Here is a 12900-nt window from a genome sequence, read left to right on the forward strand (position 1 = left end):
TTGTACCTCAAAAAGCCTTAGCTGGATAATCCACCTACAAATCTGTTTCGCAGAGTGGAAAGAGCCTCTGCCGCGCTGGATTTGCACACCACGCAGCAGATAGATTCGGGGGTGGCCACTATCATCTCCAGGTTTATTCCTCCCTCCGCCAGCAGGGAGAACACGTCCGAGGGGAGCCCTGGCCGGGAGGAAAATCCCTGTCCGTAGAGGGCGATCCTGGAGACCTCGGTGTCGAAGGTAACACCCTGGGCACCGATTTCGTCGGGCATCCTCCGGCAGACCTCTATGGCGGAGTCCAGTTTTTCCGTCCTTATGAGGAAGGCTATGTCGTTTACGTCTCCCCTCATGACGCTCTGTATGACCATCTCCACCGGCACCATGGCATCGCCCAAGGCCTTAAACAGGTGGGCCGCTATTCCGGGTCTGTCGGGAACCCCGAGGACCGCCACTTTTGCCACATCGTCGTCACATATCACCGAATCTACGATAAAGGTCTCTCCGTCCATTTTTATTCCTCCTGATCTATCCATCTATTTTCACCGTGGCGCCCTTTTGATCCACGTCCAGCACGAAGAACCGGGAGTGAACCCCAAGCCTGGCGAATATGGAACACATGGCCCTTGCTATCTCGCCGGGGTTTGTCCTGGTGAAGGCCACCATTGTGGGCCCCGATCCGCTTATGGCAACTCCGTCGCAGCCTGGGAGGTCCCTTAGCTCATTGAGTATATCCTCCCCTCCGGGAAAGAGCTTGGACCTGAAGGGCTGGTGTAGCCTGTCACCCATAGCCCAGGAGAGGTTATCCCACCGCCCTGTGGACCAGGAGGCGGCCAGGAGTGCCGACCTGCTTAGGTTGAACACAGCGTCCTCCATGGAGACCGACGACGGCAATGCGGCCCTGGCCTGGGACGTGGGAACCTTGATATTAGGGACCGCCACCACCGCGGTGACCATCTCCCCCTGGGAAGGAGGGAGTTTGACGTATCTCAGTTCCCCTCTGTCCCAACAGCTGACCGCCATTCCCCCGACGCAGCAGGGAACCACGTTGTCCGGGTGTCCCTCCAGGCTAACCATAAGGGGCAGTAGCTCCTCTTTGGAGAGGGGGTTGCCCCTCAGCTGGTTGGCTATCATTACCCCTCCGACTATGGCGGAGGAGGAGCTTCCCAGCCCTCGGCAGAAGGGTATGGCGTTCAGGCTGAGCAGGTTAAGCCCCGGGGCTTCTATCCCCCACTGGGCGCAGGCGGCCTCGTATCCCATTATGACACCGTTGGCGTTTACGTCTTGGGCCTCGGTGGAGCCCTCCCCGACGGTCTCAAGGTCGTATTTTCCCTTCGGGAGCAGCTCTCTGACCTTGAAGACGTTGTAGAACTTGAGGGCCAGCCCTATAGAGTCGTAGCCAGACCCCAGGTTGGCACTGGTCGCAGGTACCCTTACGGAGATCATCGCCTAAACAGCTCCTCCAGGCTCGACCATTCCCCTGGAACCGGCTCGATCGGGGGAATCGACGACAGCAGGACGTTAGGGTCCTTGAGGCCGTTTCCTGTTAGGACTGTGACCACCTTTATGGACTGGGGGAGTTTCCCGGCGTTTTTGAGCTTTAACAGCCCCGCAAGCCCGGCACAGGAGGCGGGCTCGGCGAAGACCCCTTCTTTCGACGCAAGAAGGGACTGGGCCGCCAGTATCTCCCTGTCCTCGACGGCCATGAAGGACCCTCCGCTGTCTTTTACGGCGCTTTTGGCCTTTTCTCCGTTCACCGGTCTGCCTATCCTTATGGCTGTGGCGATCGTCTCGGGGTTTGGAAACTCCCTTTCAAGGGCAAGGGGGGCGGCGCCGGAGGCCTGTACCCCTATCATCTTGGGAAGGCCGGAGCATCTTCCAAGTCCAGCGTAGTAGTCAAATCCCTCCCTGTAGGCGGAGATGTTGCCGGCGTTACCGACGGGGAGGATTAGCCAGTCGGGCCTGTCGCCGAGCTCTTCGCAGATCTCCCAGGAGGCGCTTCTTTGCCCCAGCAGTCTGTAGGGGTTTACCGAGTTTACTATAGCCATGCCAAGCCGCTCCGAGCCCTGTCTCGCCATGTCCAGTGCGACGTCGAAGTTGTCCGATATGGCGATTATTTTGGCTCCGTAGGCCACCGCCTGGGCCAGCTTACCCATGGCGACGTTGCCCGCCGGAAGAAGGACGAAGCAGGGAATCCCAGCTCTTGCGGCGTAGGCTGCGGCGGAGGCGGAGGTGTTCCCTGTGGAGGCACATATTATGGACCTTGCCCCTTCCTCTATGGCCTTGGCCACCGCCATGACCATTCCCCTGTCTTTGAATGATCCGGTGGGGTTGAGACCGTCGAACTTGGCGTAGAGCTCTATGCCAAGCTCTTCGCCGAGGTTTTCCAGGGGGATGAGAGGGGTGTCCCCTTCGCACAGTGAGAGTGCGGGAGTATTAGGGCTTACCGGAAGATGGTCTTTATATTTGCTGAGTATGCCTTTTCTCATGGTCTATTCCTCCAATGGTGATATAATAAAGGCCAGGTCACGATCGTAACCAGGCATGTACCTGGAGACGACCATGACCTGGCCGCGGTTCCACTCCAATTCCGGCCCCTAGCCGGCTCTCTTCGGTGCTGTAAGGGGCACACCCCGACGACTTATCCCTAAGGGCTTCGCCGTCAGCTCCGAGGTGGTTTCGTACACTGGCCTATCCGAGACGCCTTTCAGCCTATGGGCATCCCTCTCTGTGGGGGCTTCCTGCACTACTTGTCCTCATCATCGCAACTGTCCTCTTTTGGAGGGGAATTTTACAGATAATCTCCCCATCTGTCAATAACGACAAATCCCACTATTTATGTACCCAAAAAAAACCAGGAACTAGGGAGTTCACCCTATGGAATAACACCATAGGCGATGTTATTATGTCCTCGTTCGCGAGATGCGAACGTTCTGTGGAACCCTCCAAAATCCACCACCCCAGGCGATGGGATCCCCCCCATCGCCACCCTTTTTTTATTCCACCTTTATGGCTCCCTCTATCCCGCCGCTTCTCATTATCTCAAGAGTGTCATAGTGGGTCATGTCCATGTGTATCGGCGTGACCGATACGTAGCCGTGGGCTACAGCCCATACGTCGCTTCCCTCCACTAGGTCGTCCTCAGGCCGACCGGCCACCCAATAGTAGTTTCTTCCGTGAGGATCCTGTAGCTTGGTCACCTTATCGGCGTATATTCTGGTCCCTTTATGGGTCACCTTGATTCCCTTTATCAGAGCTAGAGGGAGATTGGGGACGTTTACGTTTAAGACGATCTCTCGAGGTGCTGGGCTTTGAGATAGCCAATCCGTAAGTTGCACCATGATCTCCGCGGCGCTTTCGTAGTGCTTTTCCGAGTCCTCCCTGGAGCAGTTAAGGGACACCGCCAGAGAGGGGTATCCTAGGATAGAGCCCTCCATGGCGGCGGAAACGGTGCCCGAGTAGGTCAGGTCGTCTCCTAGGTTAGGTCCGTTGTTTATGCCTGAGACCACCAGGTCCGCCTGAGGGCAGAGTTGGTCTATGCCAAGCACGACGCAGTCCGAGGGAGTTCCGTCGCAGGTGTGTACCTCTATCTCCGGGCCGTAAAGGTCGCTCTCTATGGACCAGAGCCTGAGCGGTCGATTGAGGGTTATGGCGTGTCCCACCGAGCTTCTCTCTCTGTCCGGTGCAACAACCGTAGGAGAGTGACCGGCGTTCTTGAAGGCCTTAGCCAGTGCGGCTATGCCTGGGGCGTGTACTCCGTCGTCGTTTGTGACAAATACTATCATATAGTCCTCCTCATGCCAGTATAATCCTCAAAAACATATACATTATCGGTCTCATTATGGCGCCGAGTGTCCCGGTTGCCACAAGAAGAAGCAGTACGAAAAAACCGTACCTCTCCAGGAAAAACCATCCGTTCATCCAGGCTCTAGGTATAAAGGGATATATGAGCTTCGACCCGTCCAACGGAGGGATCGGTATGAGGTTGAAAACCGCTATTCCCACGTTTACGTAGACCATGAGTATCATTACCCTGCCTAAGGCCGGTATGGCCATAAAGGGGCCGGGGATGTATTTGATGGTAAGGGCCACCACAAAAGCTGTGAGTATGTTGCCTGTTATCCCAGCGATGGAGACGAGGAGCATGTCCCTCCTGGGATCTTTGAAGTATCTGGGATCCACCGGTACGGGCTTAGCCCAACCGAAGTGGAAGAGGAGCAACATCAGGGCTCCGACCACGTCGAAGTGGGCCAAGGGGTTCAGCGTAAGCCTGCCAGCGTCTCTGGCTGTGGGGTCCCCTAGCTGGTAGGCCACCCAGCCGTGACAGAACTCGTGGAAGGATATGGCCCAAAGCACCGCCGGAAGGGTCAACAGAATGTCCGATATCTGGGTTGAAAAACCGCTCATCTTTTACCTGCACTCTCCTTGTAGTCAGGGTATTTAGCCCTGATCCAGTCTATTTCGTCGTCTCTGGTGTCAACCTCTCCGTCCAGCCTGGCGGCCAGAAGGGCTCTGAGCATATCACCTATAGCCGGACTTTCTCTATATCCCATGTCTATCAGGTGAGACCCGGTCAACATAGGCCGAACCTTGACCAGTCTCGTCAGGTAGAGGACCAGCCGTCTTCTGAATCGCCATAGGGAGGTGGACACCGCCCAGGCGAATACCGCTACAGGGCTATATTCCTCCAAAGAGCTCACTATTGTGGAAAAAGGGGGAGACTGCTTTCCACCTAGCTTTGCCTCCATCGTGCCCATGTCCTCTACGCAGAGGGAGAGAAGTTCCCTTTCCTTTGCGGTCAGGCAGAGCCTGTCTGCGACCCGGTGGTATAGGTCCGAGGGGCTATCCAGAAACAACATGGACAGAGTGGCTATCCATAGGTCCCCTCCCATAGGGAGGAGGTCTCGACCCAGCCTTCTGGTCGATAGGGATAGCCGCCTGAGGGCCCAGGCCACCCGAGAGCCTATTTTTATGCCCGGAAAAACCGCCTCTAGAAGCCCTAGTTCGTCCATTCTTCTGACGATAGGCCAGGGCCTGGGCTCTATAAGGCAGATCTCCAACTCGGAACGAAGGCGGAAGCCCGATAGGTTGCCGAGCAATCCCCCTCTTATGCAGCTGTTCATCGTCCTGAGGGCGTTGTCGTCCAGCTCAAATCCCAGACGCTGTTCCAGCCTAACCCCTCTGAACATCCTGGTAGGGTCCTCCACAAAGCTCAGATTGTGAAGGCTTCTTAGTTTTTGTGACAGCAGATCTCTTCTGCCACCGAAGTAGTCCACCAGGGTACCCCAGTTTTCGCCGTCTATGGACAGTGCCATAGCGTTCACGGTGAAATCACGCCGGTATAGGTCGTGTTTTAAGGAGTCGCTGGAGACGGTGGGCTGGGCTGTAGGGTATTCGTAGAACTCCCTCCGGGCCGTGGCCACATCCACCTTTCTTCCGTCGGGAAAGGACAGGGTTCCGGTCTGGAATCGACCGTGAAGGGATACCTGCACTCCATCCCTTTCCCAGGACCTCAAAAAGTCGATTCCCCTTCCCTCGACGACTATATCCAGGTCGTATATAGGTTTTCCAAGCATCAGATCCCTGACTACCCCTCCTACTACGTAGGCGTTCATCCCCATGTCCGAGGCCCGTCGCCCTAGACCTATGAGGAGGTCTCTATCCGATGGGGAAAGACCTTCGTTAAGCAGTCCAGCCATAGATTCGGTCCAGGGATATTCGGAGCCTATCTGTCTGTCCTCCACCGGAATGGAGACGGGGTAAAGAGCCCGGAGCAGGTCGGTTCTGGTGACTATGCCTCGGAGCTCCCCCTGGGCCACCACAGGCAGTCTCCCGATATTGTGGGCGACCATAGACCGGTGGACCTCTTCGATAGAGGCGCCGGAGGGGACGGTTATCACGCCCTCAGTCATGAACTCGTTGACCTGAGCCTCGCCGTAACCGTGGAGCTGGGCTTTATCCAGGTCTTTTCTCGTTATGAGGCCGAACAGCCTACCCTCTCTGGTGACAGGAAGGGCGGAGTGGCCGTATCTGAGCATTATCCTGTAGGCGTCGTTTACCGAGCTCGCTTCGTCTACGGCCATAACCGGCGTGGTCATTACGTCGTCCACCGTCAGGACCGGGGTTATCATGGTCTCCAGCCTGGATTCCAGTTCCTCCAGTATGGATCTAGGGGTTCTGCCCGAGACCGCCGCCGAGGCCGCCTGAGGGTGTCCCCCTCCTCCTAGAGGTTTCAGTAACTCAGAGACGTCCAGGAGGTCTTCCTTGCTTCTGGCCACGACGTAGGTCCTGTTCTCCATTTTGACCGCAGCGAGGACGACGTCGGCGGCGAAGAAGTCCCTTAGCCTGTGAGCGAACAGGGAAATTCCCTCGACGTACACGTCCACCGCTGCTCTTGTCAGCACTATTCTGGCGCCGGATATATACCTTTCCCAGGCGTTTTCTACAAGTCTGTCCATCATTCGTCTTTCAGGGGCGGATAGACCGACCTCTATGGCCGAGGGTATTAAGGTGACGTCCGCACCGCAGTCTTTCATCCGGCTCATCATGGCGTAGTCCCTGCTGGTGGTGCCGCCGAAGAGGAGCCCTCCGGTGTCCTCATAGATTCCCATGGCGAACAAGGTGGCCTCGTGGGGGTTTGGCGTTATGCCCCTTTTGAACATCTCCTCAAGAAGAAGGGTCACAGTGGCGCCAACAGGTTCGATCTTTGAGAAGGATGCCTGAATTTCGTCGGCACAGGGGGGGTGGTGGTCGTAGATATGGACGTCCACGTCAGGACGACCGGCCAATGGAGCCAGTACGCCTAGCCTGCGCACCGATCTGGCGTCCACCACGATAAGCTTGGTTACCTGGTCCATTCTGACCTTCCTGGGGGTCAGGACGGTCCATCGACCTCTGTGCCGTTTCAGGAAGTCCCTGACGTTTCTCTCAGCGGAGCCGGAAAAACAGGGAACGCCGTCGGGATATAGTTTCCCGGCGGCGATCATGCTTGCCAAAGAGTCGAAGTCACTGCCGACGTGACTGGTTATGAGTTTCAACGACAGGCCCCACAGAGGGCTTCCCTGAAGGGAAGGCTGGCCCTGAGGACGTCGGATACCGCGACCGGCACAGGAGGTTTTTTCATTATGGATGCGGCCTCCTCCGATATGGCCGGTACGAGGTTGGCGAGGGTGTAGAACTGGACCTCCCAGTTTTCCGTCAGAAACTGTTCGTACTTGGAGTAGGCGGTCTCAACGGAGGAGAGGTTCGCCTGATAGGCCAGTTTTTTACCCAGCACTCCCGATATGATCTGTCTGGCCTGTTTTCTGAAGGCACATTGAATTTTTACGGTACAGATGGAGGCCATTCTCTGCATCTTTTCTCCGTAGGGGGTCAGAAAATCCCTTAGTTCGTCAAGAGAGCCTTCGTTGTGAATGACCAAGTCGGCGGAGTTTTTCTTTTCCTCCGACGGGAGCATAAAATCCTCCCTTTTTTGAAGCATATCCATAGAGAGGCCTCTGTGGCCGTTTCTGGTGGATCTGATCTCCTGAGAGGCGGTTACGTAGGCGGTCATGTCACACCAGTAAGGAACCCCCGATTCAAACATAAGCGGTATTTCAACCACCACCCAGCCTCTTTCGGAGGCCAGACCTGCGGTCATATCCCGCCTCACCATAGGATGAATTAGGTCGCACAGCCAACGGTAGTCCGCTTCGTCGGAGAATACCTTATCGGCGATGCCGCTGAAGGATATCTCCCCGTTCTCCGCTATAACCGAATCTCCCCATCTGACCTTGGCGGCCTGAAGTAGCTCCGGTTCACACCACAGCTTTTTCACTATCAGATCGGCGTCGATTATCCTGGCACCCATATCCCGAAATAGGGACGCTACGGTGGATTTACCAGCTCCTATATCCCCGGTTAGACCTAAAACGAACATTCTGGAGATCCTCCTCTCCTGTTTCCTCTATACACCTGCAGGTCTCGGGGATCTCCCACAAAAACCTGGACAGGCCGTTCATCAGAACCGATCCAAAAAGACGACGGAGCTCTACGCCGGAGATGTATAGCCTCTCCTCCGCTCTCGTTATGCCGACGTACCAGAGACGACGCTCCTCCTCCATCTCCTCCGACGATCCGTCCACCACTCGATTGTGGGGGAAAAGTCCTTCCTCTAAGCCTACCACAAAAACCACCGGAAATTCCAATCCCTTTGCGGAGTGAAGGGAGGAAAGGCTGATCCCATCGGGGACCGAGTCGACCTCCTGGTCGGTGTAGAGGGATATCTCCGCCAGCACGTCCTCCAGGGCGTCGGATAACACGTTTAATGACGCCAATTCCATTACGTTTTCGAGTCGCTCTTCCCATTGATCGGGATAGCCTTTTTCCAGGTAGGCTCCGTAGCCTATGGAGTCGAGGACGTAGGGGACCAGCCTGGACATATCGGAGCCCATATCGAGCATGGATATCATGTGACCAGCCAGATCTTTGATACCGACAGCCCCTTTGCCTTTCAAGGGGCATCTGCCGTCGGCCAGTTTTATCCATACCGACCGAGAGTCTCCTTTTTCCCTGAGCAGAAAGTCCGATAGGATGGACAGTCCTTTAGGTCCTATCCCTCTAGGGGGGACGTTGACCACCCTGGCGAGGGCACTGCCGTCTCTGTGGTTTACCGCAAGACGAAGGTAGGAGACCACGTCTTTGACCTCTTTCCGGTCGTAGAAGGCGGTTCCTTTGACGACCCTGTAGGGCAGCGATCGGGAGATAAACTCCTGCTCCAGGTTTCTGCTCAAGGCGTTGATCCTGTAGAGAACCGCTATGTCGCTGTACCGATATCCTAGAGAGGATAGTTCCTCCACTTTGTCCGCCACGTAACGGGCCTCGGATCTCTCGTCTCTCAGTTTAGCGACCCCTATAGGCTCTCCCCCCGAACGGTCGGTCCAGAGCCTTTTATCCGGCCTGTTTACGTTGTTCTGTATCACCGAGTTAGCCGCTTTAAGTATTATCTCCGATGAACGGTAGTTCTGTTCGAGCAGGACGATTTTCGCTCCCGGAAAGTGTCTCTCGAAGCCCAGTATAACCGACATGTCCGCCCCTCTCCATCCGTAGATGGACTGATCCGGGTCTCCGACGACCATTACGTTAGCGCTGTCTCCTGCGAGGGTTTTCATCATGGAGAACTGGGGCCTGTTGACGTCCTGATATTCGTCCACCAAGATCCAGTCGAGCCTGGATCTTTCCCTGAGGAGGATGGATTCATCGGTTTTCATGAGGTGCAGAGGCATTATTATTAGATCGTCGAAATCGAAAGCCCCCTGTTCCTTCATGGCCATACGGTATTTGTCGTAGACCTCCGCCATGTCCCCCTCAAGGGAAGGGTCGAGGGTTGAGGGATCGCAGGAGGTTTTCGCCTTGGAGATACCCTCCAGCAACCAGGAGGGGTCGTAGCGAGAGGGGTCTATTCCCAGCTCTTTAGCTATTTTTTTGACCAGAGAGAGACACTCCGATCGGTCGAAGATGACGAAGTTTCTCCTGTATCCCAGGGATTCGAGGGCATCTCTGTTCCGAAAGAGCATCTGGAGTCCGAAGGAGTGGAAGGTGGAGACCTGGGCGTCTTTGGCCCTTTCCCCTAGCATTCTCTCCACCCTGTCTTTCATCTCTCTGGCGGCCTTGTTGGTGAAGGTTACGGCTAAAATCCTCCAGGGAGCTACGGAGGATTCCTGGACCAGCCAGGCGATTTTGCTGGTGAGAACCCTGGTCTTGCCGCTTCCCGCTCCCGCTAAAACCAGAAGAGGGGCCCCCTGAAAGGAGACCGCCTCTCTCTGTCTGGGGTTTAGGCCCTCAAGGATCGAGGAGATTTTATTCATCCCCGCCTCTTCTCCTCCAGCCATTTTTTTATAGTGGACGACCAGGCCTCCAGCCCTTCACCGTTATAGCAGGAGAGTTTCATAGTCGGAGCCTCCGGGTTGAGCCTTGCCACGTCTCCCCAGAAAAGCTCCTGATCGAAGGAGACGTAGGGCAGCAAGTCGGTTTTGGTCAGGACCACAGCGGATGCCTCGGTGAAGAGCAGGGGATATTTGAGCGGCTTGTCCGGCCCTTCGGGGACGGAGGATATGGCTACTTTATGGTCCTCGCCGACGTCGAACTCGGCGGGACATACCAGGTTGCCGACGTTTTCGATGTAGATAACGTCCAGGTCGTCGAGAGGCAGGCCGTCGAGGGTCATGTCGACCCAGTTGGCCTCCAGGTGACAGCCCCCTTCGGTGTTTATCTGTATAGACGGAACCCCGAGGGCGTCGATTCTAACCGCGTCGCGGTCGGTGGCCACGTCTCCCTCTATAACCGCCGATCTGAGGCCGTCTTTGCCCAGAGTCTTTTCAAGCAAAGTCGTCTTGCCCGATCCAGGGGAACCTATCAGGTTCACCATGAGTATGCCCTTTTCGCTGAGCCTTTCCCTGATCCTCTTGGCGTAGCACATATCCGCCGCCATGACCGCCTGCTGTATGTCTATCTTTTTTACCGACACTACTCCTCCACCTCCAAAGAATCTATATCCATCTCCATCCCCTGAACCATGTCCACGTCTTTGCCACCGCAGTGGGGACAGAGGTAGCCCAGGTCCGCCTCTCCCCACCTGCCTCCACAACTACGGCAGGAAAACTCCACCGGCACAGGAGTTATGATAAGCTCCGCTCCAGCTAGAGAGGTCCTCTCGATAGAGGCGTTAAAAGCGAAACGAAGTATGTGGGGAATGACCTGCCTCATCGACCCTACTTTCAGGTTTACCGACCTGATCGAGCTCCAGTTGTTGCGGTCCTGAAGCTCTTCAAGGGCATCTATAATAGCCTTTACCATGGAAAGCTCATGCATCCCTCGTCCACCAGCCCCCTCGACTTTCGATTATTAAGAAAGGGGACCCTGGAGGGTCCCCTTGGAGATTTTCTAGTCCGCCGGCTCTAATAGGCCGTATCCCCCGGACTTCCTCTTGTAAACCACGTTTATAGAGCCACTCTCGGCGTTGGAAAAGACGAAAAAGCTGTGACCGAGAAGGTCCATCTGCATACAGGCTTCCTCGGCGTGCATGGGCCTGAGAGGGAATCTCTTGACCTTTACGATGTCCTCTTTCTTTTCCTCTACCGCCGACTTGGACATGTCGGACGTTATATCGTCTAGGTTAAAGGAGATATCGTGGGTCTTGAGCTGAACCCTGTCGGTGAGGTATTTCTTGTGCCGTCTGATACGCCTCTCCAGGTTCTTGAGAGCGATGTCAAAGGCCTTTCTCAGGTCTGAGTCCCTCTCCTCACCTCTCATGATGACGCCGTTGACGTTGGAGGTCACCTCTATGGTGTGGATACCTCGACTAAGACTGAGAACGACTTGGTTATCAAGGATCTTCGGAAAAAACTTCTCCAGCTTGGAGAGCTTCCTCTCCATGTACTCCTTTAGATCGTCCGCTAGTTCGGCGTTACGGTTAACAAAACGAATATCCATTCTCTATTTCCTCCCTTCCTCCAACAGTTGCGTCTTGCTGCAATTTTATTTTAACACATAGAGGAGATATGAGCAATATCCGCCTCCTGTACATAGAGTATAAACTACTTCCGCAAAAAGTACGAGATAGGCAGTAGCTTTTTATCCCTTTTTTTGTTTAAATGGCCCTGGTGATCTTTACCATAAGACCTAAGGAGATGAGTTTTATGATTCTTTCTGAAAGGGCACGTAGACTGGAACCTTCGGCCACCTTGGCGGTGGTAGCGAAGGCGAAGGCTATGAAGCGAGAGGGCAAGCCGGTTATATCCTTCGGAGCAGGGGAACCCGATTTTAACTCCCCAGAGTCCGCTCTGAGATACGGCAAAGAGGCTATGGACGCCGGACATACCCACTACACCCCTGGCACCGGAATACCGGAGCTGAGGGAGGCGGTATGCAGCTACTATAAGGACCGTTTCGGCCTTGAGTACGCACCGGGAGACGTAGTAATAGGTGCAGGAGCAAAGATACTCCTCTACGAAGCTCTGAGCTGCATAGTCGATCCCGGTGACGAGGTTATCGTATTCGCACCGGCATGGGTCAGCTACGTGGAACAGATTCGTCTCTGCGAGGGAAAAGAGGTCATTATCGACACCTCGGAGACAGGGTTTATCCCCGATCTGGATATAGTGAGAAAAGCTATAACCTCTAGAACCAGGTGCATAATGATAAACTCCCCTAACAACCCCACCGGAGCGGTCTACGACGAAAAGACCCTTAAGGGCCTCGCCTCTTTGGCTGTGGAGCACGATATCACCATCATCTACGACGAGATATACGAGCAGCTGGTATACGGCAAGGCGAAACACCACCAGATAGTCGCCCTGGCCCCCGAGGCTAGGGACAACGTTATAGTGGTCAACGGCGTCAGTAAAGCCTACGCTATGACAGGGTGGAGAATAGGCTACGCCATGGGCCCCTCGAAGGTCATGTCCAAAATAGGCTCTCTCCAGGGACACCTGACGTCCAACCCCTGTTCGGTGGCTCAGTACGCCGCACTAGGCGCCCTTAAAGAGGCTCACGACGATATAGTGACTATGCACGGTCACTTCTCCGCCAGAAGAGAGCTCATACTGAAGTTACTGGCCGATATGCCGCTGATAAAGTTCGTAGAGCCGGAAGGAGCTTTTTACGTCCTGATGGACGTAAGGGAAGCTCTCGGCAAAAAGCAGGGTGACGAGGTAATATCCGACGACATATCCTTCTGTCAGAGGCTTCTGGAGTCCTCCTACGTCGCCATGGTTCCTGGAAGCGCTTTCTACGCACCGGGTCACATAAGGGTGTCCTACTCCAACTCTACGGAGGATATTACCGAGGGTATGAGAAGGCTGAAGGAGTTTTTAGAGTCCCTGGCTTAGAGCAAAACCAGAGGGAGGGCAAAGCCCTCCCTCTTTGAAT

12 protein-coding genes and 1 other annotated feature are annotated in these 12900 nt (G+C 55.2%); of the genes, 1 reads left to right on the forward strand and 11 read right to left on the reverse strand.

Translation table 11 applies throughout. The annotated features are described in order from the left end of the window. Positions 1 to 17: 17 nt before the first annotated feature. From B9Y55_RS01545 to hpf, 11 genes are all read right to left on the reverse strand, one after another. On the reverse strand, positions 18 to 506 hold the full coding sequence (locus B9Y55_RS01545; protein WP_085543584.1) for an ACT domain-containing protein: 489 nt from the start codon (positions 504 to 506) through the stop codon (positions 18 to 20). Positions 507 to 522: 16 nt separating this feature from the next. Continuing rightward, the gene (gene thrB, locus B9Y55_RS01550) at positions 523 to 1440 is read right to left on the reverse strand and encodes a homoserine kinase (protein ID WP_085543585.1); all 918 of its coding nucleotides are present in this window, start codon (positions 1438 to 1440) and stop codon (positions 523 to 525) included. Next, positions 1437 to 2483, reverse strand: coding sequence for a threonine synthase (gene thrC / locus B9Y55_RS01555; protein WP_085543586.1), 1047 nt, complete (start codon positions 2481 to 2483; stop codon positions 1437 to 1439). The genes thrB and thrC overlap by 4 nt, the downstream gene beginning before the upstream one ends. 60 nt (positions 2484 to 2543) lie before the next feature. After that, positions 2544 to 2766: a binding site (T-box leader), on the reverse strand. A gap of 224 nt (positions 2767 to 2990) precedes the next feature. After that, positions 2991 to 3779 (reverse strand): 5'/3'-nucleotidase SurE, encoded by a 789-nt coding sequence (gene surE / locus B9Y55_RS01560; protein WP_085543587.1) that lies wholly within the window; start codon positions 3777 to 3779, stop codon positions 2991 to 2993. A 10-nt stretch (positions 3780 to 3789) separates the two neighbouring features. Then, positions 3790 to 4401: a site-2 protease family protein gene (locus B9Y55_RS01565; RefSeq protein WP_085543588.1), complete on the reverse strand. Its 612-nt coding sequence runs from the start codon at positions 4399 to 4401 to the stop codon at positions 3790 to 3792. Continuing rightward, positions 4398 to 7031, reverse strand: coding sequence for a CBS domain-containing protein (locus B9Y55_RS01570; protein ID WP_085543589.1), 2634 nt, complete (start codon positions 7029 to 7031; stop codon positions 4398 to 4400). The genes B9Y55_RS01565 and B9Y55_RS01570 overlap by 4 nt, the downstream gene beginning before the upstream one ends. Beyond that, the gene (coaE, locus tag B9Y55_RS01575) at positions 7028 to 7912 is read right to left on the reverse strand and encodes a dephospho-CoA kinase (RefSeq protein WP_085543590.1); all 885 of its coding nucleotides are present in this window, start codon (positions 7910 to 7912) and stop codon (positions 7028 to 7030) included. Before coaE ends, B9Y55_RS01570 begins: the two co-directional genes overlap by 4 nt. Beyond that, positions 7872 to 9839, reverse strand: coding sequence for an ATP-dependent helicase (locus B9Y55_RS01580; RefSeq protein WP_085543591.1), 1968 nt, complete (start codon positions 9837 to 9839; stop codon positions 7872 to 7874). Before B9Y55_RS01580 ends, coaE begins: the two co-directional genes overlap by 41 nt. After that, complete coding sequence (gene hypB / locus B9Y55_RS01585) at positions 9836 to 10498, reverse strand: hydrogenase nickel incorporation protein HypB (protein ID WP_085543592.1); 663 nt, start codon at positions 10496 to 10498, stop codon at positions 9836 to 9838. Before hypB ends, B9Y55_RS01580 begins: the two co-directional genes overlap by 4 nt. Next, positions 10498 to 10842 (reverse strand): hydrogenase maturation nickel metallochaperone HypA/HybF, encoded by a 345-nt coding sequence (locus B9Y55_RS01590; RefSeq protein WP_085543593.1) that lies wholly within the window; start codon positions 10840 to 10842, stop codon positions 10498 to 10500. Before B9Y55_RS01590 ends, hypB begins: the two co-directional genes overlap by 1 nt. A 72-nt stretch (positions 10843 to 10914) precedes the next feature. After that, positions 10915 to 11463: a ribosome hibernation-promoting factor, HPF/YfiA family gene (gene hpf, locus B9Y55_RS01595; RefSeq protein ID WP_085543594.1), complete on the reverse strand. Its 549-nt coding sequence runs from the start codon at positions 11461 to 11463 to the stop codon at positions 10915 to 10917. A 206-nt stretch (positions 11464 to 11669) separates the two neighbouring features. Here hpf and B9Y55_RS01600 point away from each other — a divergent pair, with 206 nt between their 5' ends. Beyond that, positions 11670 to 12860, forward strand: coding sequence for a pyridoxal phosphate-dependent aminotransferase (locus B9Y55_RS01600; RefSeq protein ID WP_085543595.1), 1191 nt, complete (start codon positions 11670 to 11672; stop codon positions 12858 to 12860). Positions 12861 to 12900 lie beyond the last annotated feature (40 nt).

Source organism: Dethiosulfovibrio salsuginis (assembly GCF_900177735.1).
Classification (GTDB): Bacteria; Synergistota; Synergistia; order Synergistales; family Dethiosulfovibrionaceae; genus Dethiosulfovibrio; species Dethiosulfovibrio salsuginis.